The sequence below is a fragment of the Pararhodonellum marinum genome (genome assembly GCF_015354735.1).
GTDB classification, from domain to species: domain Bacteria; phylum Bacteroidota; class Bacteroidia; order Cytophagales; family Cyclobacteriaceae; genus Pararhodonellum; species Pararhodonellum marinum.
In genome coordinates, this window is sequence record NZ_JACEFJ010000008.1 from 1 (window position 1) to 25,075 (window position 25,075).

Here is a 25,075-nt window from a genome sequence, read left to right on the forward strand (position 1 = left end):
TGCGGTTGCAGTAGCCGTGTTGGTGAAGCTGCCGTTGTCAATATCCGCCTGGGTCACCGTGTAGCTTACGTTGAAGCTCTCGGTTGCTCCCGGGGCAAGGCTGGCGATGGTGGTGTTGAAGCCCGTCTGAGGATCTTCCACCACAATATTGGTCAGGGTCGTGTTGCCCGTGTTCTCTACCGTGATGGTGTATTCCAGCAGATCGCCGACCGCCGCATAGCTTGCGGTGGCTGCCGTCTTGGTCACTTCAATGGCAGGAGCACCAACAGGATTGATGGTCACTTGACTGGTATTGTTATCCAGGTCAGGATCATCTTCATTGCCATCAACAGTTGCTATGTTGGTGAAATCACCAGACTCTAATACTTCGACAGTTATGATCAAAGTTACGGGAGGACCAGTGGATAAATTGCCGATGTTCCAGGTAACTTCTCTGCTTACGGGATCATAAGAAGTGTTTCCTCCTCCATTGTCACTTACATAATCAAAACCACTTGGAATCACATCAGAGACCACCACTCCTGTGGCATCGCTGGGGCCATTGTTTTGAACTGAAAGTGTAAAAGTGATGGTTGTTCCAATATCTGGCGTAAGGTTACTCGCGGATTTATTGATAGCCAAGTCTGCCAATTCATCCACAGATATGATAACCACATTGCTGATCACGTCATCACATGATCCGGATGAAACAATTCTTCTATAATAAGTAGTCACAGATAATGCTCCAGGAGCAAAACCTTGGGCATTGGCACCTGAAATATCAGTGAAATTTGTACCGTCGGTAGATACCTGCCATTGATAGCTGAAGGTTCCTGTTCCGCCAGTGGGTACACTACCAGTCAATGGATCCGGCGTTTGTCCTACAAATATGGTTTGATCTGCATTGATGACATTGTTGTCTATGTCCTCCAGAACGGTAATGGTAACTTCATCACCTGTAGCAGGACAACCACCATTGCTGATGGTCCAGCTCAATACGTTGTCTCCTATACCCAAATTACTTACAGTAGTATTAGGGTCGGAATCATCCGCAAAATCTGCTGTTCCTGATATTACTACCCATTGGCCTACACCCACTGCCGGAGAATTGCCTGCCAAAGTGGTGGTGAAAATCCCACAAAGATCTTGATCAGGTCCGGCATCCGCTGGACTTGGTTCAGCAGAAACATCGATTTCGACAAAATCGCTACTTGGAGGGCAATCCCCGCTACTGACTCTCCATTCAAAAATATAGGTACCTTCTTGAAGGTTGTCTATTGGAGTATTAGGAGAAAGGGGATCACCTATTACAGGTGTGTTGGGTCCTGAAACAAAGAACCAAGAACCAATGCCACTTGTCGGTGCGATGGCTCCGAGATTGGTTGTGGTGGCTCCACATAAAAACTGATCGATTCCTGCATCAGCCACAGAAGGTGGCAAATTGACCGTGACAGTGACTACATTGCTTACGCCGGTAATCGGAGGACCTGTAGCTGGAGTAGAAGATACGACTCTTCTGAAAAAAGTGTTTTCAGTCAAAGCACCAGGGCTGTAATTTTGCCCATCGGCTCCTGGAATATCTGTAAAATTCGTTCCATCGGTGGAAATCTGCCACTGATAGGTATAGGTGCTGCCATTTCCACCTGTAGGCAATGAGCCTGTCAAAGGATTGACCGTCTCTCCCAAACAGATTTCCTGGTCAGCTTCAATGATGTTGTTGCCTATTTGAACCCTAGGTGTTACCGTAGATGTATTGTTATCCAAATCCGGATCATCGAAATCTCCATCTACCGTTCCCGTATTGGTATAGACTCCCCCATCATTAACCGTTACGTTTAAGGTTAAGGTGGCTGTGCCATCTACAGGCAAATCCCCAACAGTCCAAATCCCTGTTCCTTCATCGAATGTGCCCTGTGTGGCACTGGCTGAAACAAAAGTATAACCAGATGGTAACACGTCTTCTACCACTACACCTGTATTGGCAGCTGGGCCTAGGTTAGTCACCACCAAAGAGAATGAAATGGCTTCCCCAACTTCCGGGGTATCATTGGAAACAGATTTGATGATTTGGAGGTCAGACTCGATTTCGCAGTCTTCATCCACCGCTATACAGGCATTGATGGTGAAGTTATCCAGATAAATTTGCCTGTTGGCTGAATTGGAAAGATTGAATCTTATTCTATAAATTCCAGTCAGATTGACATTGATGGTTCTCGTTCCTGTATCATTTGGACCAAAAGAAACAGCATCTGTAGCTACCACATTTCCATTTGTGTCTATGATTTCTGTAGTGATGGTTCTATTGGCTCCCTGACCAGGACCTGGTGCCAGACCATAATCAAAAGTAATGGTAGTTGCTCCTTCAAATATAAAAAATGGTGTTATCGCTGTCGATTGGTTACCTTCAATGCGATTGTTGTTAATTCCAGCATTTCCTGTAAACGCCCAGCAATTGTCTTCAAAATCTGAGGTTGATCCCGTATTGAAATCCTCGACCAAAAAACAGCATTCTTCCAATTCAGGATCTGCTGTAACTGCGGCAATCTGTCCATTTGCACCTTGGGTGGCTCCATTGGAAGGGAATTCAGTAACGCCAGAACTATTGGTGGTACCATTGGCTCCTCCAAGAATATTTATGGCAGGTGCACCTGCGGCTACAGCCACAAATCCTCCACCTCCACCGCCTCCTGGACCTTCAGCTTCATCGGCACAACAAGTAATATTTTGATTACCTCCATTTCCACCGTTGGCAGTAATGGTAAGTGAGTTGGCCACATTGGCGGACCTTATGATGATTGAACCACCAGAGCCACCACCACCAGGTCCATCATTACCGGTTGGAGGGGTGTTAAGGGCAGTTTGTCCGTTACTTATTACTGTACCATTTCCAGTGATGGAATTGGCCATCAAATAAACGATTCCTCCTCCATTGCCTCCTGCTGTGGCTGCATTGTTATTTCCATCTCCGGCACCGCCTCCACCACCTAAAAATATCCTACTGGCAGGATCTGCCACCAAGGGTCTACCGCCCCTACCACCAACTTCGTATCTGTTGTTACCTCCCCAGTTCGTATTTCCGGGTCCCTCAGCCAAGGCATTCCTGTTGAAGGTACTAAAGGTATAACCACCTCGACCACCCCCGGAGGAGGTGGTCAAAGCATTGCCGTTTGCAATAAATGCCGGATCTAAGTTCCAAGCTGCTGCTCCTGGGCAGGCCGCACACATCACTCCTTGCCCGGTCCATACGTTTCCGTTGTTGCCATTGGCGCCTCCACCACCACCGGCATTGTGAGAGTTACCACCCCCGCCTCCATTCGCCGGTGCCCCTCTTGCATTTCTTCCGCCTAATCCATCATATTGTACCCAGTTACCTGCAATACTTTCTCCTTTTTCTCCCCCATAAGATGCGTCGGCACTGACAAAATTTCCCCAAAGGTTATTGCCGCTGGCAAGACTGCCATTGAAAACCCTTCCTCCTCTAAAACCCAACTCAGAAGCATTGATGATTCCGTTGTTGATGATTTGATTGGCATGGACGACAACCAGACCTCCTGACCTTCCGCCTGCTCGATCGGCAAAGGGAAGTGCAGTAATCGACGTTCCGGCATTAATCGTTAATATATCGTATTGGGGTACCTTTATAACTTGGGTGGCCCCGTTTGCTGCATAATTATTGGTGATTTCACAATCTGTTGTGATTTCATTTCCATTCACCGCTGCAATGTATCGGAATTCATACAAGCCGGCAGCGTTGTAATTGGTGATAGCTCCGTAGCCTGAGTTATTGCCGGTAGCAATATTTGCACCCTGGGCTTGGTAAATCATGATCAGGTCTCCTACTTCAAGGCCACCCAGATCAGCCGCCACATTATTGACCAATATTTCTCTGGAATCCGAAGCGATATTACTCACTACCGGACTGTAATTGTTCACCACAAGATTCGGACTGTTCACCACCAGATTACCATCTTTTCCTGCCTGGGCAAAAGTGTCTATTACGGGTGAAATGAATGCGATTAAAACAAGGATGGTGGAGAATAGTACCAATTTCCATATGGAATTTGGCATACCATAACTCGGCTGGGCATCTGTTTTCATAAAAAACTCGGTAAAAATTCTGTCAAATATTAATGATTTATCTCAATCTAATAATTAAACCAGGGCCTAGTCTATGTATACTTAAAGGTCAAATATAAATTAATTTTTATTTTTAAAAAGAAATTTTTCATGATGTTTTTCTCTCTTTTAGGAATTATATCGAAATAAAAGTGGTTAAAAAAAGAGCAGTTTAGAATATAATTTGTTTAAAAAACATTTTTTTGTAAACGTAATTCATTTTGCTTAATACTTTTTTAGTCATCCTTACGTTGAACCTTTTCAAAATTTGAGTGATATTATTTTTAGTTAAATGAAAAAAATTTCCTGAGGAGTATTGATAATTACAATAAACAGAGGATTTATTGGCTTTTGCTCAGAAAAAAATCTCAATTACGGATTCCCATAAATTTAGGTTTAAACGGAAAAACCGAACTACTGGTAATCCATCAAAACTGGGAAAGATCTATAGAGAAACTTTACCTAGTCACTTCGACGGTAGGAGAAGTCTAATAACCTGAGTCTATCTTAGATTTCTCCCTTCGGTCGAAATGACTAAAAGAAGGTCGGAATGACTAAGAAAGGTTGGAATTACTAAGAAATGATTGTCATGGAAAGGGAAGGTAAATGCCAGTAGCAATCCAATAACACCCGGAAAGCTGCCTTAAATAACTTGCCCTTAGTCACTTCGACATTAGGATAAGTCTATTTACTCTAAGGTAAAAGCCAGTAGCAATCCATCAAAACCTGGAAAGTGGCTTTGAGAAACCTGCCCTAGTCACTTCGACGACAGGAGAAGTCTAATAATCTTAAGGCATTCTTAGATTTCTCCCTTCGGTCGAAATGACTAAAAGAAGGTCGAAAGGACTAAAAGAAGGTCGGAATAACTAAGAAAATGGCCAAAGGACTAAGAAACGGTTGAAATGGAAAAGAAACAGAAGAAATGGAAAGGAAAGGCCAGTGGCAATACCAAACCATTCAAAACAAGCAATACTATTAAAAAAGCTTGCCCTAGTCTCTTCGACGACAGGAGAAGTCTAAAAATTTTAAGGCATTCTTAGATTTCTCCCTTCGGTCGAAATGACTAAAAGAAGGTCGAAAGGACTAGGGAAGGGACGGGATGACTAGGAGGTATCCCCTATACGTTTTCCGCCAGCCAGTCACCTACTTCCGAGGTTCCGTAGGCTTTACCTCCATCTGCTATGTCCTCGGTCACCACCCCTTTTTCCAATGAAAGGTTTACCACATCCGAAATAACCTTGGCCTCGGCATCCAAGCCAAAGGCATACTCAAACATCATGGCCGCTGACAACACTGTGGCCAAAGGATTGGCAATGTTTTTTCCGGTAGCCTGTGGATAAGAACCGTGTATCGGTTCAAACAATTTATTATCCGTGCCTAAAGAAGCCGAAGGCATCAAGCCCATAGAACCGGAAATCACAGAAGCCTCATCCGTGAGGATGTCCCCAAAAAGATTTTCTGTAATCAAAACATCATATGCCTTTGGCCATTGGATCAGCCGCATGGCCACAGCATCCACAAATTCATATTCCACCTTTACATCCGGATAATTTGGGGCCAGCTCCTGCACCGTCTCTCTCCATAGCCTGGATGTCGCCAATACATTGGCTTTATCCACACAGGTCAATAATTTTCTTCTTTTCATGGCGAATTCAAAACCCATGATGGCCAATCTGGATATTTCTTCTTTGGAATAAACATTCGTATCAAAGGCTTTGGTACCCTGTTCATTCCTTCCCCTCGGTTCACCGAAGTAGATTCCACCGGTCAACTCCCTTAAAAAAACAAAGTCAGTACCTTCGATCCTATCTCTTTTCAAAGGGGATTTATGCAATAGGGAGGGGAAAGTAAAAGTGGGCCTCACATTGGCAAATAGCCCCAATTTTTTCCTCATCTCCAACAATCCCTGCTCAGGCCTGATTTTAGCCTTGGGATCATTGTCGTACTTTGGATCTCCAATGGCGCCAAAAAGGACCGCATCATTTCTCAAACACACCTCATGCGTGGCATCAGGGTACGGATTTCCAACCTGGTCTATGGCTGTCGCACCAACGGCCGCCTCCTCAAAATGTATCTTATGCCCAAATTTTTCACCTACCGCTTTGACTACTTTTACAGCTTGTTGTATTACCTCCGGGCCTATGCCATCACCTGGCAACAGTGCTATATTCATTTCCATAAAAATTCTTTTTTTCTTTGTCGTTATCGTGTTTATCGAATTGTTCTATGATGTTTAGCATTTTTTCTGTGGCCATCATGGCAGCCACTGTTTGGTCGCTGTCCAGTCCTTTGGTTTTGAATATTTTCCCGTAATCCCAAGTGATCACCGTTTCGACAAATGCGTCGGTTTTTCCTCCAGGAGGAATGCTGACATGAAAGTCAGTCAATTTGGGAAGGGATTTGTTCAGAGACTTGTATATCTTTTGCACCGCCTTCATGAAAGAATCATACTGACCATCTCCAGATGCATATTCCTCGTAGCATTTATCTTGGATTTTCAGCCTGAGCTGAACCGTGGGTTTGAGTCCCTTGGAATGAGCCATGTGATACCCCTCAATGCTGATGTCCTTCCTGATGGAGTTGTTTTGAAGTACATCTGAGATAATATAGGGCAAATCTTCCGTAGTCACCCTTTCCTTTTTGTCTCCAAGCTCAATTATTTTTTGGGTCACCTTTGCCAGTTCTTCAGGCTCCAAAGAAATGCCAAGCTCCATCAGGTTTTTAAGGATATTGGCTTTTCCTGAGGTTTTGCCCAAGGCATACTTTCTGGTTCTACCAAATCGCTCTGGTAAGAGGTCATTGAAATAAAGGTTTTTCTTGTTGTCGCCATCAGCGTGAATGCCAGCTGTCTGAGTAAATACATTTTCCCCAACCACAGGTTTATTGGAAGGTATGTGCAGACCAGAAAATTGTTCTACCAATTTGCTGACTCTGAAAATCTTGTTTTCCTGAACATGAAGTCGAAAATCAGTAAAATCGCTCACCGCCGCCACTACACTTTCCAAAGGGGCATTGCCTGCCCTTTCACCCAGACCGTTGACGGTAGTGTGAATCCCTGACACCCCGTTTGCTATGGCTTCCAGTACATTGGCTACGGAAAGGTCATAATCATTGTGGGCATGAAAATCAAAATGACAATCTGGAAACTCACTGGTAATCAATCGAACGAACTTAGCCACCTCATGGGGATGAAGCAAACCCAAAGTATCTGGCAACATGATTCTTTGTACCGGCTTATTGGCCAAAAAGCCTATCAATTCCATCGTATATTCCATGGAATTCCGCATGCCGTTGCTCCAATCTTCTAAATAAACATTCACCGCAATTCCCCTACTCAGGGCATATTGGATGCAGGCATCTATTTCTTCAAAATGCTGTTCGGGAGTCTTTTTCAATTGGTGGACCAAATGATTTAGAGAGCCTTTGGTCAGCAGGTTCATCACTTTGGCGCCTGCTTTGACCATCCAGTCCACAGATGCAGGGGTATCTACAAATCCCAAAACCTCTATCTTGTCCAGGAACCCCTTCTCAGCGGCCCATTGGGTGATTTTGCTGACACCTTCCAATTCTCCCTCTGAGACCCTTGCAGAAGCCACCTCAATCCTATCCACCTTAAGCTCTTCCAATAACAATTTGGCAATTTGAAGTTTTTCGGAAGGCAGGAATGCCACACCGGAAGTTTGTTCTCCATCCCTGAGCGTAGTATCCATGATCTCTAATATCCTTTGCTGGCCCATGGTGTCTTTTTGAACATTCTCAAACCTGTAATTCGGCAGTACTTACTGCCAAAAACCAGATTTTCAATTGGTTTGAATAATAATTAATATTTAGATTTGCAAACCCGCTTTAGCGGGTTTTAGCAAATTCCGCTATCTCTTCTTTAAGATTTAACAGGTAATCGATGTCATCGAACCCGTTCTTCATGTTTTCCTTTTTGTAGCTGTTGATATCAAAGGATTCGGACTCACCTGTACTCAGCAGGGTGATGGACTGTCTTTCTATGTCCACTTCGAGTTCTACTTTGGGATCTGCCTCTACAGCCTCAAAAACAGAATTAAGGAATTTTTCACTGACTGTAACGGGGAGCACACCGATATTCAGACAGTTATTTTTGAAGATGTCTGCGAAGAAACTGGATACCACGCACCTGAATCCATAATCATAAATTGCCCATACTGCGTGTTCCCTACTGGATCCTGAACCAAAATTCTTTCCTGATACCAAAATTTTTCCCTGATAGGTCGGGTTGTTCAGGACAAAATCAGGTTTGGGGGCTCCTGTGGGATCATACCGCCAATCACGAAACAGGTTATCACCAAAGCCTACCCTTTCGGTGGCTTTTAGAAAACGGGCGGGAATGATTTGATCCGTATCCACATTTTCAGCCGGCAGGGGTACTACCGTGCTTTTTAATACATTGAATTTATCGTAAGCCATTGTTTTCTATTTAAAATACTTCTCTTGGGTCAGTGATCTCTCCTGTCACAGCTACCGCAGCTACGGTGAGGGGACTAGCCAATAGGGTCCTTGAACCTGGTCCCTGTCTCCCTTCAAAGTTTCGGTTAGATGTGGAGACGGCATATTTACCGGATGGGATTTTATCATCGTTCATGGCCAAACAGGCAGAACAACCCGGCTGTCGAAGTTTGAATCCCGCCTCTTCCAGGATCTTAACCAATCCTTCTTCATGGGCCAGTTTTTCCACTTCTCTCGAACCGGGAACTATCCATGCTGTGATGTTGGGCGCCTTTTTCTTGCCTTTTACAAATTCGGCAACAGAACGGATATCTTCTATTCTGCCATTGGTGCAGCTACCCACAAAGACATAATCGATTTTTTTGCCTTGGATGGCTTCCCCGGGTAGAAAACCCATGTACTCCAGGGATTTTAGGTAGCTTTTCTTGTTGCTACCCTCCATGCCCACTGTTTCTGGAATAAACCCTTTGACTTTGATCCCCATGCCTGGATTGGTCCCATAAGTGATCATCGGCTCAATATCCGCTGCATCATAATGGTATTCTAAGTCAAATTCGGCCCCTTCATCAGTTTTCAGACTTTCCCAATAAGCCACGGCTTTTTCCCAATCTGCTCCTTTTGGAGAGTACCTTTTTCCTTTCAAATAAGCATAAGTGGTTTCATCAGGAGCTATCAGTCCGCCTCGGGCACCCATTTCAATACTCATGTTACAAATGGTCATTCTCGCTTCCATGCTCAGGGCACGGATGGCTGAACCAGCATATTCTATAAAATAGCCTGTTCCCCCACTCGCCGAAATCTGGGAAATGATGTAAAGGATGATGTCTTTGGAGGTGACGCCTTTGCCGAGTTCCCCATCTACGGTGATTCTGAGTTTTTTGGGTTTGCTCTGCATGATGCATTGGGTAGCCAAGACCATTTCTACTTCAGAAGTACCAATCCCAAAGGCTATCGCCCCAAAAGCCCCATGGGTGGAAGTGTGACTGTCTCCACACACGATGGTCATTCCCGGCTGGGTAACCCCCAATTCAGGGCCGATCACGTGGACTATGCCATGGTGGGCTGAACCTAAATCATGCAATTCAATGCCGTATTTTTTACAGTTGGTCCGTAGTTTTTCTACCTGCATGCGGGACAGTTGATCCTTAATGGTTTTCTCCTGATCTATGGTAGGCACATTATGGTCAGGAGTAGCGATGGTTCTTTCCGGATGAAGCACTGTGACCCCTCTTTTTTCCAGATTGAGGAAGGCAACAGGGCTGGTCACTTCATGGATAAAATGTTTATCTATGAAAAAAACATCCGGACCGTCGGGGACAGTCCTTACCACATGGGCATCCCAAATTTTATCAAATAAGGTTTTCTTTTCCATCTCTCTATTCTCTCTAAAGCAATACTTTTTTATTCACTGGAATTTTGTTCAAGGCATCCACGAAAGCCTGTGCTGAAGCTTGCACGATGTCGGTATCCGATGCAAATCCATAATAGGGTTTTTCTTCCTGCATCAGGCGCATGTGTACCTTACATACATCATCGCTTCCCGCTGTGATGGCTTGGATCAGAAATTCTTCCAATACGATCTGAGGCTTGACAATTTTCTCTATGGCTTTCAGCACTGCATCGACGGGGCCATTTCCCTCAGAAGAAGCTTTCCGGAAATTATCCCCCACCTTAAGTTCCACCTCAGCCTTGATCAAACCATTGGATTCGTATCGGACTTTGACCAATTCAATGAAGCTTGAATCCTCGATGTATTTGCCAACCAAGGCCAGCAGGTCTTTGGGACCGATGTCTCTTTTTGAATCGGCTAACGTCAAAAAGGATTCATATACTTCTTTCAACTCCTCTCCGGCCAATTCAACACCCAATGCATCCAAATGGTGCTTGAGTGCAGCCCGGCCACTTCTAGCAGTCAAAACGATGGACGATTCGTGCACACCGACTTCTTTGGGATCTATGATCTCGTAATTTTCTCTGTGCTTCAATACACCGTCTTGGTGAATTCCAGACGAATGAGCGAAGGCATTTCTACCCACAATGGCCTTGTTGGGTTGTACGGGCATATTCATCAATTTGGAAATCAGTCGACTGGTTTCGTAGATCTTGGTGGTATTGATGTTTGTGTGGACAGGGATGTCATGGTGACATTTGATGGCCATCACCACTTCTTCCATGGAGGTATTGCCTGCCCGCTCCCCTATGCCGTTGATGGTAACTTCCACTTGCCTTGCGCCATGCTGTACCCCTGCGATGGTATTGGCTGTGGCCATGCCAAGGTCATTGTGGCAGTGGGTGGAAATGATGGCTTTGTCAATATTGGACACGTTTTCTTTCAGAAACCGGACCATGGCAGCATATTGCTCCGGCAGACAATAGCCGGTCGTATCCGGGATATTGATCACTGTCGCACCTGCTTTGATGGCCTGCTCCACAATTTTGGCCAAGAATTCATGTTCAGCCCTGCCAGCATCTTCCGCATAGAATTCTACATCTTCCACAAAAGACTTGGCGTATTTCACCGCCTTCACAGCCCTTTCGATGATGTCCTCTGGGGTGGTCCTAAGCTTGTATTGAATGTGGTAAGGAGAGACGCCTATTCCGGTATGGATTCTCCCTTTTTTGGCATACCTCAATGAAGCTGCCGCCACTTCAATGTCTTTTTCCACTGCTCTGGAAAGAGCGCAAATGATGGGGTTGGAAACTGCCTTTGAAATTTCCATTACGGAATTGAAATCACCGGGGCTCGAAATTGGAAAGCCTGCTTCAATGATATCAACCCCTAATTCTTCCAGGGCCTTTGCTACGATTATTTTCTCCTGGGTGTTCAACTGGCAACCCGGAACCTGTTCTCCATCCCTTAAAGTGGTATCGAATATCCATAGCTTTTCACTCATAACTTAGTTGTTTTCGGGTCTCAATTTTCTGACGACAGCACCTGCCTGCCACATTTCAGATTCTCTCAATTCTTTCAATTCTTCTTCCAGCTTTGCCCTGTAATCCGATTTGGAATTGGATTCGATGGACTTGGCTGCTTCTTTGCCGGTTTTTACGGAATGGTAAAGCTCTTCGAAAACGGGCTTGGTGGCATCCCTGAAAGGCTTCCACCAATCCAAGGCACCCCTTTGTGCAGTAGTGCTACAATTGGCATACATCCAATCCATACCGTTTTCAGCCACTAAAGGCATCAAACTTTGGGTAAGCTCCTCCACTGTTTCGTTGAAGGCTTCTGAAGCACTGTGCCCATTGGCCCTCAAAACTTCATACTGGGCTGCAAAAATTCCTTGAATGGCTCCCATTAAGGTGCCTCTTTCTCCAGTGAGGTCTGAAGTAACTTCTCTGTAGAAATCAGTTTCAAACAAATATCCAGAACCTACGCCTATCCCCAAAGCAACGACTCTGTCCTTGGCCTTGCCAGTAGCATCCTGGTAAATGGCATAGGAAGAATTCAACCCTCTGCCTTCAACAAACATCCTCCTAAGCGAGGTGCCTGATCCTTTCGGTGCTACCAGGATTACATCCACATCCGAAGGAGGAATGATACCGGTCTGATCCTTGTAAGTCACTCCAAATCCATGAGAAAAATACAATGCTTTTCCGGGGGTTAAGTGCTTTTTGACGGTAGGCCAGAGGGAAATCTGACCCGCATCTGATAGTAGGAATTGAAGGATGGTTCCTTTTTCACAGGCGTCTTCCAGTTCGAAGAGGGTTTCTCCAGGTACCCAGCCATCAGCTACGGCCTTGTCCCAGGTTTTGGAGTTTTTACGTTGTCCCACGATGACATTGAAGCCGTTGTCTTTGAGGTTGAGTGCCTGACCAGGACCTTGTACGCCATAACCCAATACAGCAATCACTTCTTCTTTCAATACTTCTCTGGCTTTTTCCAAAGGGAATTCCTCGCGGGTAACAACATTTTCTTCAACTGTTCCGAATTTCAGTTTCATAGTAAATTAAGGTTTGATTATTTTAAATATTTTTCTAAAGTCTCCATGGGTTTGGCTACTGCCACCCTGCCCGATCGGGCGAATTCCAGGATATTGAATTCTTTAAGGATCTCCAACAAGGCCTGGGTATCCTCTTTGTGCCCACTCAATTCGATCACTACAAATTCCTGTTCTGCCGCTATGATGTGGGCATTGAATTGTCTGATAACTTTCTCAAGTCCCGGATTGAGGCTTTGGATAGGTATTTTGTACAGGGCAATTTCCTGGTGTACCACCTGATCGTCCACATAGTAAAATGCCTTGATCACATCGATGATTTTCTCCAATTGCTTGGTCAGTTGAATGACCTGTTCTTCACTCGTGGTCACCACAATGGTGATCCTATATATGCCATCTTCCCTACTTTCTGAGGCAGTGAGTCCATCGATATTGATGCCTCTCCGAGTAAAGATGATGGTGATTCTGTTCAGTATTCCTATAAAATTTTCTGTGAAAACAGAAATGGTATATCGCGTCATATAAGTCTTTTTAGCTTAGCCTTACTTCCTCCACGGAACATCCGGTGGCAATCATCGGGAAAACGTTGTCCTCTTTTTCGACAACGACTTCAAGAAAATAGGGCCCATTGTGCATCAACATTTCAGCTACTGAATCCCTCAACTCTTGCCTCAAGGTAACCTTACTGGCTTTGAAACCATAGGCATCGGCTATTTTGATGAAATCAGGATTGTTCAGTTCCGTAAAGGAGTACCTTTTTTCAAAAAACATCTGCTGCCACTGTCTTACCATGCCCAGGTAATTGTTGTTGAGCAATACCACTTTGACGGGGGCTTGGGTCTGCATGATGGTGCCGAGTTCCTGTATGGTCATCTGTATGCCTCCATCTCCGACTACACAGATCACCTGTTTCTTGTAATCGTGCATTTGAGCTCCCAAGGCAGCGGGCAAGGCAAAGCCCATCGTTCCCAATCCTCCTGAAGTGACCTGGGTTCTGGTATTTTTATAATCAAAATATCGCCAAGCGATCATCTGATGCTGACCCACATCGGTAACCAATATGGCATCATCTGCTTTGAATTCATTGATGTATCTGATCACCTCACCCATGGTCAGTCCAAGTTTTGTGGGAAGCAGGTCATTGCCGACTACCTCATTTTTCTCCATTTGTTCCAATTCCCGAAACCTTTCCAACCAAGCCAGGTGTTTTTTGGGCTGTATGGATTCAGTAAGCAACTGAAGGCTTTCTTTGCAGTCTCCCTGCACGGATACTGCGCATCTTACATTTTTGTTGATCTCAGCCGCATCCAATTCAAGGTGGATGACTTTCGCCTGCTTGGCATAGCGTTTCAGATCACCGGTCACCCGATCGTCAAAACGCATACCTACAGCGATCAGCACATCGCATTGGTTGGTTAATAAATTGGATGCATAATTTCCATGCATACCCAATTTGCCCACATACAAGGGATGTTCTTGGGATAAGGCACCTGAACCAAGCAAAGTACAGGCCGCCGGGATTCCGGATTTATCCAAAAAAGCTTTTAATTCCTTCTCAGCCTGTCCAAGCACTATCCCCTGTCCAAACAACAAATAGGGACGTTCTGCCTGATCAATCAATTCGGCGGCACTTTTAATGTCTTCCGGATTTACTTTATGGTAGGGTTTATAAGATCGAATGTTAAGACAGGGTACATAATTAAACTCATGCAAAGCAGTTTGTGCGTCTTTGGTAATGTCAATCAGAACCGGACCTGGTCTACCTGATCTTGCAATATGAAAACCTTTGGCAATGGCTGGAGCAATGTCTTCAGGTTTCCTCACCTGAATGTTCCACTTGGTTCCCGGCATGGAAAGTCCCACCACATCCGTTTCCTGAAAGGCATCAGTACCCAATAAATGTGACGCTACCTGACCTGTAATACAGACCAGCGGCGTGCTATCTATCATCGCATCTGCCAAGCCGGTTATCAGGTTCGTCGCTCCGGGCCCAGAGGTAGCGATGCATACCCCCACTTTTCCTGACACTCGCGCATAGCCCTGAGCGGCATGAATGGCCCCTTGTTCATGTCTGGTAAGGACATGTTCCAATTGATCACAATAGTCATATAAAGCATCATACACCGGCATGATGGCGCCTCCTGGATAGCCAAAAATGACGGAGGCATTTTCCGCTACAAGCGTCTTTACTACGATCTCTGCACCTCTGATTTTAGTGTCCTTCATGCGTTGTTCATTTAGGGTATCAAGCATTTTTTTGATTCGAGCAAATCCTAAACATTTACTGGTAATCTTCTAATTTTTGTCTGTTACGCAGCCTTCAGAGGCAGTAGAAACCAATAGGCTGTATTTTTTTAACGTCCCTTGCAAAGCACTCAGGTCTTTGTTGACCCAAGTGTTTTTTCTGGTCGCCATTTCTGTTTCTGAAACATCGCATTTGATGCTTAAGGTATCCGCATCTATGGTGATCAAATCACCATCCTTCAACAAGCCAATAGGCCCGCCCAAATAAGCTTCAGGTGTCACATGGCCAACTACAAAACCGTGAGTTCCTCCCGAAAATCGTCCATCCGTAATTAGGGCCACATCCGAACCCAAGCCAGCACCTATGATCATAGAGGTTGGTTTGAGCATTTCCGGCATCCCAGGTCCTCCTTTAGGACCAACGTAGCGAATGACCACAACATCACCTTTTTGGACTGCTTTATTTTTTATGGCCTCATTGGCCGCTTCCTCACTGTCATATACTTTGGCCTTCCCCTCAAAGGATTTTCCTTCCTTACCTGAGATTTTGGCCACAGCTCCCTCTGGGGCTAGATTTCCATGTAGGATACACAGGTGACCCGTAGCTTTGATGGGTTTTTCCACAGGATGAATCACATTGACCACCGAAGGAATCAGCGCCTCAACCCCGGATAAGTTTTCCTCCACCGTTTTGCCGGTAACGGTTAGGCATTCTCCATGCAAAAGGCCATTTTCCAAGAAATATTTCATAAAGGCAGGCAATCCGCCCTGTTCATGCAAATCCTCCATCAGGAATCGACCACTGGGCTTAAAATCCCCGACTACAGGTGTTTCTGAATTGATCCTCCTGAAATCCTCAAGGGTAAAGTCAATGCCTGCAGTTTTGGCAATGGCCAAAAGATGGAGAACGGCATTGGTACTGCCCCCCAATGCCACCACAACCCTTACCGCATTTTCCAAACTTTTTCGGGTAAGGATGTCTTTTGGTTTTAGATCCAATTTGAGGAGGATTTTCATGTATTGAGCAGCCTCCATACATTCCTGTTTCTTTTCTTCAGAATTGGCAGGATTGCTGGCGCTGTAAGGTAAGGAGAGTCCCATGGCCTCTATGGCTGAAGACATGGTATTGGCCGTGTACATGCCACCGCATGCTCCTGCACCGGGGCAGGCATTTTCAATGACTCCCCTGAAGTCTACATCGTTTAATTCACCACGTACCCTTTTGCCATAGGCTTCAAAGGCAGAAACCACATTTAATTTTTCTCCTTTGTATTGGCCGGAACGAATCGTACCCCCATAGACCATGATAGCTGGTCTATTGACCCGCAACATGCCCATGATGGCTCCGGGCATGTTTTTGTCACATCCAGCTACAGCAATTACACCGTCAAAAGAATGACCCAAAATAAAGGACTCTATGGAGTCAGCAATGACCTCTCTGGAAGGCAGGCTGTATTTCATTCCAGCAGTACCCATGGAGATGCCATCAGAAATACCAATGGTATTAAAAACCAAACCGGTCAGATCATGGCCTTGGGAGGCTTCTTTGATCAGACCGGCGAAATCATTCAGGTGCATGTTGCATGGATTGCTCTCATATCCACAACTGGCTACCCCAACAAAGGGTTGTTTCATCTGTTTATGGGTCATACCCGTGGCATAAAGCATGGCCATTCCTGCCGGATGTCCCTCATTATCACTGATTTCCCAACTGTATTTCTTTGAACTCATGGTTATTTCTAGGTGCTTCAATCACTTATAAAAAAAAGTGCCTCACTGTCTGAGGCACTTTATCGTTTTATGGTTGTTATACAATAGTCTAGTGCCTCATCGTTGCTCAATAATGAGAATTTGAATGCCAATAAGACCGACTATTTGAATCATGATAATGCTTTTTGTTATGCTTTGTCATTTGAATTGATCATACAATATTAAAGCGCAATTTCCACACTTACAATATTTAAATTCTTTTTTTGTCTCAAGTTGAAATTAAATATATGGTAAATAAATATTTTTAAAGAATTTTATTAAATGTATGATTTCTATTTTAAAATATGTTTTGGTCAAAACTTGAGATTAGAGCCAAATTCAAAATTTTGTATGGAATTTTCCCCAATGCAATGATGCCCTATTTTTTTTGTTTTTATTTCAAGCAAAAATTTACTAATGCAATAAATCATTAATGAAAAGCACATTTTGATGTAAGTCCAACAAAGTGATGACCACTTCATACCGTTTTGTCATGCCTTCCCTGCGCTTTTGATGAAGGGCATTAAAATTAGGCATTTGCTTTAATTGAGGATCAGCATAATATTTTATATTTACGCCCTGTATCACCGATGAATCTATGATTGCTTTTCCAAATGCCAAGATAAACCTAGGCCTCCATATCACGTCAAAAAGATCAGATGGCTTTCATGAAATTGAGACCTGCATGGTTCCTGTACCGCTTTTTGATGCCTTGGAGATGATTCTGGCCAAAAAGACAAGCTTTTCAAGTACGGGATTTCCTATTCCCGGAGCTACCAAGGACAACCTTATATTGAAGGCTTTGTCCCTACTGAGAAGAGATTTTACGGGTTTGCCCCATTTGGAAATCCACCTACACAAATCCATACCCATGGGGGCAGGCTTGGGAGGAGGATCTGCGGATGCAGGATTTGCACTCAAGCTGATGAACAACCTTTTTGACTTGCATTTGGAGGATTGGTTTTTGGAGGATTATGCTGCCCAGCTCGGCAGTGACTGTCCTTTCTTTGTGGAAAACACCCCAAAAATTGCCAAAGGAAGGGGGGAGATTTTGGAACCGATCCAGGTTGACTTAAAAGGAAATCACCTTATTCTGATCAACCCCCAGATCCATATCAGCACCCAGGATGCCTATGCCGGGGTAAAACCTAAACTTGCAACGGTCGATATCAGGGAAGTCATATCAGATAAAACCAAGTGGAAAGAGCAATTGGTCAATGACTTTGAAGCCAGCATATTTCCCAAATACCCTACAATAGCCAAAATCAAACAAGATCTGTATGACTTGGGGGCTTATTATGCTGCCATGTCCGGTTCCGGGGCAACGGTTTTCGGACTTTTCGAAAAAAAGCCCACCCAACAAGATTGGCCAACCTCCTTTTTTGTCTTTGAGGGAGGATTATAAAGTGCATTATCTGGTATTAACAGAAAGAATGCCGGGAATTTTTTTCAACCACATAGTTACATAGTTCACATAGAGGTTTCCAGAAAAAGACCATTCTTAAAAAAAAATACAAAAAACTTTGTGTTCTATGTGCCCCATTTGGTAAGATTTTATTTAGATTATTGCCCATAGACTGAAATCCAATCAAGTCGCTTGCTTTTTTTCACCATATAGTTACATAGTTCTCATAGGGGGTTTGGTAAATATCCAGCTTCCCCTCAATTATAAAAACCTTAAAAATCTATGTGTTCTATGTGGTAAGACTTTTTAACCACATAAATAGTATTGTTCACATGGAAGAATTTAGTAAAAAAACCTTTCCTCCAACAAATAATTAAAAAAACTATCTGCTCTATGGGCCCCATTTGGTAAGATTTTATTTAGATTATTGCCCATAGACTGAAATCCAATCAAGTCGCTTGCTGTTTTTTACCACATAGTTACATAGTTCACAATGGGGTTTCGGTAAATATCCAGCTTCTCCTCAATTAAAAAAACCTTAAAAATCTAAGTGCTCTATCTGCCCTATTAGGTGACATTAAATAAATTCCATTGCTAGAAATAATTAAATGAATTTATTCTATTAGTTTGAAATTGTTGGAATATTACGGAAATTAAAAGAACCATATAAGTTTAAATTAACTAAATTTTTTTATGGAGAACTCGAAGAAATATTTAGATAAATTGACTTTTGATGTAATTGGTGCCGCTATAGAGGTCCATAAAAATTTAGGACCAGGACTTTTGGAAAAGGTTTACCAAAAATGTCTTGCGAGAGAGTTAAATTTAAGAGGAATTAATTTCATCGAACAGGTCAAAATGCCATTCAATTATAAAGGCGAATCTCTTGACTTGGACCTTATGTTTGATTTTTACATCGAGAATTGTTTAGTGGTAGAAATAAAAGCTGTAAATGAACTTACCCATTTATACCACGCTCAAACGTTGGCTTACATGAAATTACTTGAAGCACCAAAAGGGATTTTAATTAATTTCAACGTGACTAACATATTTCATGAAGGCCAAAAAACTTTTGTGAATGAAATTTATAAGAATCTTTTATAGAATTTTGCAAGAATTTATTTGATTAATTTAACCACATAGATAACATAGTTCACATTGGGGGTTTGGTAAATATCCAGCTTCCCCTCAATTATAAAAACCTTAAAATCTATGTGCCCATTGTGGGAAGATTTTTTTAACCGCATAGATAACATAGTTCACACAGAAGCATTCAGTAAAAAATCCTTTCCTCCAACAAATAATTTAAAAGAACTATGTGCTCTATGTGCCTTATGTGGTGATATTAATTTTTGATTATTGCCCTTAGACTGAAAACCAATCAAGTCGCATGCTTTTTTTTACCATATAGTTACATAGTTCTCATAGGGGGTTTGGTATATATCCTGCTTCTGCTCAATTATAAAAAACTTAAAAATCTATGTGCTCTATGTAGTAACTCTACCATGAAAACCAAATTACTGTGGCCTAAGCAAGGCTTTGGAAACCTTTTTTTTGTGGATGAAATTGAACAGGGGATACATGATCACAGATACCAGTATGATAAGTGTACCCATGTAAAAACCAAAGGTCATCTTCTCCTTCTCTCCAAAAATGGCCACCGCCAGCATGATCCCATATACCGGTTCCATATTTACTGTCAAATTGATCGCAAAAGCACTCAGGCGCTTCATCAGTTCTACCGAAACAGAAAATGCATACACCGTGCAAATGCCGCCTAGAATCAGCAACCATACCACATCCATACCTGTTGGGATCAACTGCAATCCATCTTCGGTAAAATAACGGGCATAAAACGGCATAAACAATAAGGTAAAGATGCAAGCGCCCATCATTTCATAAAAGGTGATGATGTAGTGGTCATGCTTTTTGGTCAGCCGTCCATTGATCACTGTGAAAATGGCTCCTATCAAAGCCGAACCCAAGGCCATACTCAAACCCAACCAATAGCCTCCCTCAAACCTAATAATAACGTATAGCCCTACAATGACCATCATTCCCAAGAAAACCTCATACCATTTGATTTTACTTTTATTGACCATGGGTTCTATGAAAGCTGTCCAAAGAGAAGTGGTGGCCATGCCAGCCAAACACACAGAGGCTGTTGAAACCCTTGCGGCCCAAAAAAACAGGATCCAGTGCATAGAAATAAGAAATCCAGTCCCTATAATTTTCCAAAAATCATTGGCAGCCAAAGTTACTCTGGTCTGTTTCCACATGAACCAAAATCCCAAAATCAAGGTTGCCGTCAAGGTTCTATAAAAGACGATTTCAACTGAAGGCAAAGAAATCAACAGTCCCAAAATGGCTGTAAATCCCCAAATCAACACAATAAAGTGGATTAAGAGGTAATCCTTAACTGTGGTATGCAAGGCCATGGCTTATCGGGGTACGGTTTTGTAAAGCAACAAACCGGTCAAAGAAAAAATGATATTGGGCAGCCATACCGCAAAAACGGGAAATGCTGCACCCGATTCCGCGAAAGTCCTGGACAAGATGAATAAAATGATGTAGATAAATGCGAGAAAAAACCCTAAAGCGATTTTAAATCCCGATCCTCCTCTTGTTTTTTTGGAGGATACGATGACCCCGATGAAAGTCAGGATAATGGCGGCAAAAGGAGACATGTACCTCACATACTTTTCGATTCGGTAAAATTCCACATTATCTGCTCCCCTCTCTTCCAAAATCTTGATCTGTTCATTGAGTTTGGGCAAAATCAAAGTTTCATGGTGGTTGAGTGGCAAATCAAAGTCATTGGGAGTGATGGACAAAACCGTATCGAGGCTTTCGCCCACAGAATATACCTCTTTCATGTCCTCCAGTTCCCTTAGCCGCCAATTTTTGGCAGACCAAGCCAGTTTGGCCGTATCCCATACAATCCGGTCTGCGGAAAGCTTGGCCAGGAGTTTTCCATCCTCGATCTTTTCCAAAGTAAAGTTGTACCCGGTATTTCCGTTGGCATAATACCTTGATATATAGGCATAGGTATCAGGTGCCACTTTGATATGTAGGTTTTGGGCCTGGTTGGATTTCTCTTTGTCCAAATAGGTAACCCTGAATTCTGAAACACCTGCGGTAGCTCCGGGTAAGATCCATCCATTCAACAAAAAACTGACGATTGCGATCAAGACCGCAGAAATAAAAAAAGGCACCAACATGCGCATAAAACTTACACCACTGCTCAGAATGGCAATGATTTCTGTCCTTCCGGCCATTTTGGAGGTGATAAAAATAACTGAGATAAAGACCGTGATGGGCGTCAATAGATTATTAAGGTAAAGTCCGTAATTGACCATGTACTTAATAATAGCAATGCCTGGCACCTCATTTCGGATAAATGCATCATTCTTTTCAGTAAAGTCCAACACCAACACTATCAGAATCAGCATCAACACCACAAAAATATACGTCTTGAGGAAATCTTTGATGATGAGTTTGTCTAGCAGTTTCATGTCAGCGTCTTGTGCTTACTTTTTTTACCATGCTGTCTTTCCAAACGGAAAAATCACCCCTTTGGATATGTTGCCTTGCCTGACCTACCAGCCAAAGGTAAAAACTGAGGTTGTGGATACTGGCTATCTGTGCACCCAACATTTCTTTGCTGATGACCAAATGTCTGAGGTAGGCCTTTGAATAGAAATTACTTACATAGGCGTCTATCCCTGAATCCAACGGACTAAAATCATCCTTCCACTTCTCATTCCGGATGTTGATGATGCCTTCGCTGGTAAAAAGCATGCCGTTTCTGGCATTCCGGGTGGGCATGACACAATCAAACATATCAATGCCAAGGGCAATACACTCTAAGATATTGGCTGGGGTACCTACCCCCATAAGGTAGCGGGGTTTGTCTTGAGGGAGAATATTGGTGACCATATCAGTCATTTCGTACATCATTTCAGCAGGCTCACCTACCGAAAGCCCCCCTATGGCATTGCCTTCCCTATCACAGGAAGCAATGAATTCCGCTGACTGTTTTCTCAATTCAGGAAAAACACTCCCTTGTACGATAGGAAATAAGGTTTGGCTGTACCCGTATTTTCCTTCGGTTTGGTCAAAATGACTGATGCACCTTTTCAACCAACGATGAGTCATCTCCATTGATTTTTTGGCATAGTCCATTTCGCAGGGATAGGGTGTGCATTCATCAAATGCCATGATGATGTCGGCCCCGATCGTCCTTTGAATATCCATAACATTTTCAGGGGTAAAGTCATGTTTGGATCCATCAATGTGCGATTTGAAAGTGACTCCCTTTTCATTGATTTTCCGAGTTCCGGCTAAGGAAAAAACCTGATACCCCCCACTATCGGTTAAGATAGGCTTTTCCCATCCCATAAATCCATGTAAACCGCCCCCTTTTTCTAAAATACCTAATCCGGGCCTGAGATAAAGATGATAGGTATTTCCCAAAATAATCTGGGCTTTTATATCTTCAGACAATTCTTTTTGATGGACAGCTTTCACTGAACCAGCAGTACCCACAGGCATAAAGATCGGCGTCTCGATTTTCCCATGTTCGGTCGTTACCGTACCCGTCCGGGCTTTACTTTGAGGATCTACCTTCTCCAGTTCAAATTTCATAGGTACTATTCATATGCATGCGTACGCCTGACCCAAAACTTTTCAGGCATTAAGAATAATCCACAAAAATATAAGCTTATCTTTAAAAGAGTTGCTGATTTTGATTTTATCTTTGCCGGGTAACACAATAACTATGACCATCAAAATTCTCTGGATCCTGTTTTTTGCAATGACAGGTATTCAGTTGATTTATTTATTGTTCATTTATGGGAGATTGGGTCTGTTTTTTAGGCCAGCTGCCGCTAAGGCTACCTCACCGCTTCTGGATGATGAAGGCGTAAGCATCATCATCGCAGCCAGAAATGAAAAGAAAAATCTGGAAAAACTTATTCCTTTGCTTTTTGAGCAGGATTATCCAAAATTCGAGATTCTGATTGTCAATGACAGGTCCACGGACGGGACCAAGTTTTTTCTGGATAACCTGATGAAAACCTATCCCAAACTAAGGTCAGTAACTATTCAATACCTTCCAAGACATGTGACCGCCAAAAAATATGCCCTTACCTTAGGGATCAAGGTAGCAAAATATGATGTAATCTTGCTCACTGATGCAGATTGTATCCCTGTTTCCCAGCAGTGGATTCAGATGATCACTGATCCGGTGAGAAAGGGAGGAAAAACTTTCTCCATTGGTTTTGGAGGATATGAAAAAAGTAAGGGGATGCTCAACAAAATCATCCAATTTGACACGCTTTTCACTGCGCTGCAATATATTTCTTTTGGGCTTTGGGGTTTTCCGTACATGGGAGTAGGCAGAAACCTCTCTTATCGGAAAAGCTTTTTTATGGAAGAAAAAGCCTTCAAAAACCTGTGGCACATTGAAGGGGGTGACGATGACTTGTTTATCAACCGCCATGCCAATAAAAATAATACTGCGGTCGTTATCCACCCGGAAAGCATCACCCTATCCAAACCCATGCAAAGTTTCAAGGCCCACCGTAAACAAAAACTCCGTCATTTCTCTGTCGGAAAATTTTATCGGTATGCCGACAAACTGAAAATTGGGCTTTATGCCTTTTCCCAGTTGATTTTTTGGTTTTCGGCGTTATTATTGCTTATATCCCAACGTTCCTGGGAACCAATTGCCTTGATCTTGGGTATTATAGGCATTAGGACTTTGATTCAGGAATGGGTGTTTAGAGGAGCACAACGTCGGTTGGAAGGGGAAACCCATGTGATCGGAGTGATGTTTTTCGAATTCATGTATTTGTTCTATTTTTGGATCATAGGTACACAGAGTTACCTTTCAAAAAAAGTTAGATGGAAGTAAATAGCAGAGGGTTTTCAGATAAGGCATTGGAGGATTTTGACCTGATAGACCAAGCGGTTAAAGATCAAGACCAACAGGCTTATGCAACCTTGATGAAACGGTATAAAAAGGCCGTTTATTTTATGATTCTCAAGATGATCCGTGATGCGGATGATGCGGAAGATTTGACCATGGAGGCCTTTGCCAAGGCCTTTAAAAACCTACACAAATTCAAAAAAGATTATACTTTCAGTACCTGGCTGTTTAGGATTGCCACCAACAACACCATCGATTTTATCAGAAAGAAAAAACTCAAAACCATGAGCCTCAACACCACGCTTACTGATGATGGAGGCAATTCGGTCAACATTGATGTGGAAGATGACGACAACAACCCCCAAGACGAATACATCCGTTCGCAACGCATTGAGATGGTCAGAATTTTTGTGGATAAGCTTCCAGCCAAATACCGTAAACTAGTAAAACTACGCTATTTTGATGAGCTTTCATATGATGAAATTGCCCAGGAACTGGACAAACCTTTGGGTACTGTAAAAGCCCAATTGCACCGCTCCAGGGAATTGCTTTATGAAATCGCAGAAGGGAAAAACAAACATATATGATTTTTGGCCACTTCCATGGAGATCATTCTTAAATATTTTCCTGAGCTTACTGAAGAACAGCAAGTGAAGTTTGCTAGGCTTAAGCCACTTTATCAGGACTGGAATGAGAAAATCAATGTCATCAGTAGAAAAGACATAGATAGCTTCTATGAACATCACGTTCTTCACGCCTTGGGAATCGCTAAGGTGATGTCCTTTCAACCAGGCAGCAAAGTGCTGGACATTGGAACGGGAGGTGGATTTCCTGGAATACCCCTAGCCATACTTTTTCCCGATACCCATTTTCATTTGGTGGATTCCATCGGTAAAAAAATAACGGTGGTCAAAGATGTGGCCAAACAACTTAAACTAAGCAATGTGGAAGCCCAACAGGTAAGGGCCGAACAGTTGGTCAGAAAGTATGATTTTGTGATCAGCAGGGCCGTGACCCGATTTGAGAATTTTTATCCTTGGGTAAAGGGGAAATTTCGTAAAGAGGATTTCAATGAATTTCTCAATGGAATGTTCTTACTGAAGGGAGGGGATATCGATGAAGAAATGGAAGCCCTACCCATTGCTTATGTAAGTTATCATTTGGAGGATTATTTCGAAGAGGAGTATTTTAAGACCAAAAAGGTAGTCTATGTACCTTGGGAAGGCAAGCGCTAAG

19 protein-coding genes are annotated in these 25,075 nt (G+C 43.2%); 5 read left to right on the forward strand and 14 right to left on the reverse strand.

Annotated features, from left to right (window positions below; genetic code table 11):
* The 11 genes from H1A14_RS14625 to H1A14_RS23305 all read right to left on the reverse strand — a co-directional run.
* The coding region (locus H1A14_RS14625; RefSeq protein WP_194777025.1) for a DUF11 domain-containing protein at positions 1-4,077 on the reverse strand (4,077 nt) is incomplete at its 3' end.
* 1,135 nt (positions 4,078-5,212) lie between these two features.
* Entirely contained in the window at positions 5,213-6,274 is a 1,062-nt protein-coding gene (leuB, locus tag H1A14_RS14630) for a 3-isopropylmalate dehydrogenase (protein ID WP_194777026.1), read from the reverse strand.
* On the reverse strand, positions 6,243-7,832 hold the full coding sequence (locus tag H1A14_RS14635; protein ID WP_194777027.1) for an alpha-isopropylmalate synthase regulatory domain-containing protein: 1,590 nt from the start codon (positions 7,830-7,832) through the stop codon (positions 6,243-6,245). Before H1A14_RS14635 ends, leuB begins: the two co-directional genes overlap by 32 nt.
* Before the next feature lie 109 nt (positions 7,833-7,941).
* Positions 7,942-8,532: a 3-isopropylmalate dehydratase small subunit gene (leuD, locus tag H1A14_RS14640; protein ID WP_194777028.1), complete on the reverse strand. Its 591-nt coding sequence runs from the start codon at positions 8,530-8,532 to the stop codon at positions 7,942-7,944.
* A 10-nt stretch (positions 8,533-8,542) separates the two neighbouring features.
* Entirely contained in the window at positions 8,543-9,943 is a 1,401-nt protein-coding gene (leuC, locus tag H1A14_RS14645; RefSeq protein WP_194777029.1) for a 3-isopropylmalate dehydratase large subunit, read from the reverse strand.
* A 13-nt stretch (positions 9,944-9,956) separates the two neighbouring features.
* Positions 9,957-11,465: a 2-isopropylmalate synthase gene (locus H1A14_RS14650; RefSeq protein ID WP_194777030.1), complete on the reverse strand. Its 1,509-nt coding sequence runs from the start codon at positions 11,463-11,465 to the stop codon at positions 9,957-9,959.
* Positions 11,466-11,468: 3 nt separating this feature from the next.
* Entirely contained in the window at positions 11,469-12,512 is a 1,044-nt protein-coding gene (ilvC, locus tag H1A14_RS14655; protein ID WP_194777031.1) for a ketol-acid reductoisomerase, read from the reverse strand.
* A gap of 17 nt (positions 12,513-12,529) precedes the next feature.
* Entirely contained in the window at positions 12,530-13,030 is a 501-nt protein-coding gene (ilvN, locus tag H1A14_RS14660) for an acetolactate synthase small subunit (RefSeq protein ID WP_194777032.1), read from the reverse strand.
* A 10-nt stretch (positions 13,031-13,040) separates the two neighbouring features.
* Entirely contained in the window at positions 13,041-14,735 is a 1,695-nt protein-coding gene (ilvB, locus tag H1A14_RS14665; RefSeq protein WP_194777215.1) for a biosynthetic-type acetolactate synthase large subunit, read from the reverse strand.
* A 69-nt stretch (positions 14,736-14,804) separates the two neighbouring features.
* The gene (ilvD, locus tag H1A14_RS14670; protein ID WP_194777033.1) at positions 14,805-16,484 is read right to left on the reverse strand and encodes a dihydroxy-acid dehydratase; all 1,680 of its coding nucleotides are present in this window, start codon (positions 16,482-16,484) and stop codon (positions 14,805-14,807) included.
* 432 nt (positions 16,485-16,916) lie between these two features.
* Positions 16,917-17,039, reverse strand: coding sequence for a hypothetical protein (locus H1A14_RS23305; RefSeq protein ID WP_262893967.1), 123 nt, complete (start codon positions 17,037-17,039; stop codon positions 16,917-16,919).
* A 61-nt stretch (positions 17,040-17,100) separates the two neighbouring features.
* Between H1A14_RS23305 and ispE the strand changes: the two genes are divergently transcribed.
* Entirely contained in the window at positions 17,101-17,907 is an 807-nt protein-coding gene (gene ispE, locus H1A14_RS14675) for a 4-(cytidine 5'-diphospho)-2-C-methyl-D-erythritol kinase (protein ID WP_194777034.1), read from the forward strand.
* 693 nt (positions 17,908-18,600) lie between these two features.
* The gene (locus H1A14_RS14680; RefSeq protein WP_194777035.1) at positions 18,601-19,011 is read left to right on the forward strand and encodes a GxxExxY protein; all 411 of its coding nucleotides are present in this window, start codon (positions 18,601-18,603) and stop codon (positions 19,009-19,011) included.
* 413 nt (positions 19,012-19,424) lie between these two features.
* Here the strand turns inward: H1A14_RS14680 and H1A14_RS14685 are convergent, their stop codons facing one another.
* From H1A14_RS14685 to tgt, 3 genes are read right to left on the reverse strand one after another with little or no spacing between them, the layout of a single operon-like run.
* Entirely contained in the window at positions 19,425-20,345 is a 921-nt protein-coding gene (locus tag H1A14_RS14685; protein ID WP_194777036.1) for a DMT family transporter, read from the reverse strand.
* A gap of 3 nt (positions 20,346-20,348) precedes the next feature.
* Complete coding sequence (locus H1A14_RS14690; RefSeq protein WP_194777037.1) at positions 20,349-21,422, reverse strand: LptF/LptG family permease; 1,074 nt, start codon at positions 21,420-21,422, stop codon at positions 20,349-20,351.
* Position 21,423: 1 nt separating this feature from the next.
* On the reverse strand, positions 21,424-22,554 hold the full coding sequence (gene tgt / locus H1A14_RS14695; protein WP_194777038.1) for a tRNA guanosine(34) transglycosylase Tgt: 1,131 nt from the start codon (positions 22,552-22,554) through the stop codon (positions 21,424-21,426).
* A gap of 133 nt (positions 22,555-22,687) precedes the next feature.
* Here tgt and H1A14_RS14700 point away from each other — a divergent pair, with 133 nt between their 5' ends.
* From H1A14_RS14700 to rsmG, 3 genes are read left to right on the forward strand one after another with little or no spacing between them, the layout of a single operon-like run.
* On the forward strand, positions 22,688-23,824 hold the full coding sequence (locus H1A14_RS14700) for a glycosyltransferase (protein WP_194777039.1): 1,137 nt from the start codon (positions 22,688-22,690) through the stop codon (positions 23,822-23,824).
* Positions 23,815-24,426 carry an RNA polymerase sigma factor gene (locus H1A14_RS14705; protein ID WP_194777040.1) on the forward strand — a complete coding sequence of 204 codons (612 nt, stop codon included), beginning with the start codon at positions 23,815-23,817 and terminating at the stop codon, positions 24,424-24,426. The genes H1A14_RS14700 and H1A14_RS14705 overlap by 10 nt, the downstream gene beginning before the upstream one ends.
* Before the next feature lie 15 nt (positions 24,427-24,441).
* Positions 24,442-25,074: a 16S rRNA (guanine(527)-N(7))-methyltransferase RsmG gene (rsmG, locus tag H1A14_RS14710; RefSeq protein ID WP_194777041.1), complete on the forward strand. Its 633-nt coding sequence runs from the start codon at positions 24,442-24,444 to the stop codon at positions 25,072-25,074.
* The last annotated feature ends 1 nt before the right edge of the window (position 25,075 follow it).

What these genes read in the sequence shown, in the direction of transcription:
- leuB (WP_194777026.1), bottom strand. Translation starts at nt 6,274, where the DNA reads ATGGAAATGAATATAGCACTGTTGCCAGGTGATGGCATAGGCCCGGAG.
- H1A14_RS14635 (WP_194777027.1), bottom strand. Translation starts at nt 7,832, where the DNA reads ATGGGCCAGCAAAGGATATTAGAGATCATGGATACTACGCTCAGGGAT.
- leuD (WP_194777028.1), bottom strand. Translation starts at nt 8,532, where the DNA reads ATGGCTTACGATAAATTCAATGTATTAAAAAGCACGGTAGTACCCCTG.
- leuC (WP_194777029.1), bottom strand. Translation starts at nt 9,943, where the DNA reads ATGGAAAAGAAAACCTTATTTGATAAAATTTGGGATGCCCATGTGGTA.
- H1A14_RS14650 (WP_194777030.1), bottom strand. Translation starts at nt 11,465, where the DNA reads ATGAGTGAAAAGCTATGGATATTCGATACCACTTTAAGGGATGGAGAA.
- ilvC (WP_194777031.1), bottom strand. Translation starts at nt 12,512, where the DNA reads ATGAAACTGAAATTCGGAACAGTTGAAGAAAATGTTGTTACCCGCGAG.
- ilvN (WP_194777032.1), bottom strand. Translation starts at nt 13,030, where the DNA reads ATGACGCGATATACCATTTCTGTTTTCACAGAAAATTTTATAGGAATA.
- ilvB (WP_194777215.1), bottom strand. Translation starts at nt 14,735, where the DNA reads ATGAAGGACACTAAAATCAGAGGTGCAGAGATCGTAGTAAAGACGCTT.
- ilvD (WP_194777033.1), bottom strand. Translation starts at nt 16,484, where the DNA reads ATGAGTTCAAAGAAATACAGTTGGGAAATCAGTGATAATGAGGGACAT.
- H1A14_RS23305 (WP_262893967.1), bottom strand. Translation starts at nt 17,039, where the DNA reads ATGCCTAATTTTAATGCCCTTCATCAAAAGCGCAGGGAAGGCATGACA.
- ispE (WP_194777034.1), top strand. Translation starts at nt 17,101, where the DNA reads ATGATTGCTTTTCCAAATGCCAAGATAAACCTAGGCCTCCATATCACG.
- H1A14_RS14680 (WP_194777035.1), top strand. Translation starts at nt 18,601, where the DNA reads ATGGAGAACTCGAAGAAATATTTAGATAAATTGACTTTTGATGTAATT.
- H1A14_RS14685 (WP_194777036.1), bottom strand. Translation starts at nt 20,345, where the DNA reads ATGGCCTTGCATACCACAGTTAAGGATTACCTCTTAATCCACTTTATT.
- H1A14_RS14690 (WP_194777037.1), bottom strand. Translation starts at nt 21,422, where the DNA reads ATGAAACTGCTAGACAAACTCATCATCAAAGATTTCCTCAAGACGTAT.
- tgt (WP_194777038.1), bottom strand. Translation starts at nt 22,554, where the DNA reads ATGAAATTTGAACTGGAGAAGGTAGATCCTCAAAGTAAAGCCCGGACG.
- H1A14_RS14700 (WP_194777039.1), top strand. Translation starts at nt 22,688, where the DNA reads ATGACCATCAAAATTCTCTGGATCCTGTTTTTTGCAATGACAGGTATT.
- H1A14_RS14705 (WP_194777040.1), top strand. Translation starts at nt 23,815, where the DNA reads ATGGAAGTAAATAGCAGAGGGTTTTCAGATAAGGCATTGGAGGATTTT.
- rsmG (WP_194777041.1), top strand. Translation starts at nt 24,442, where the DNA reads ATGGAGATCATTCTTAAATATTTTCCTGAGCTTACTGAAGAACAGCAA.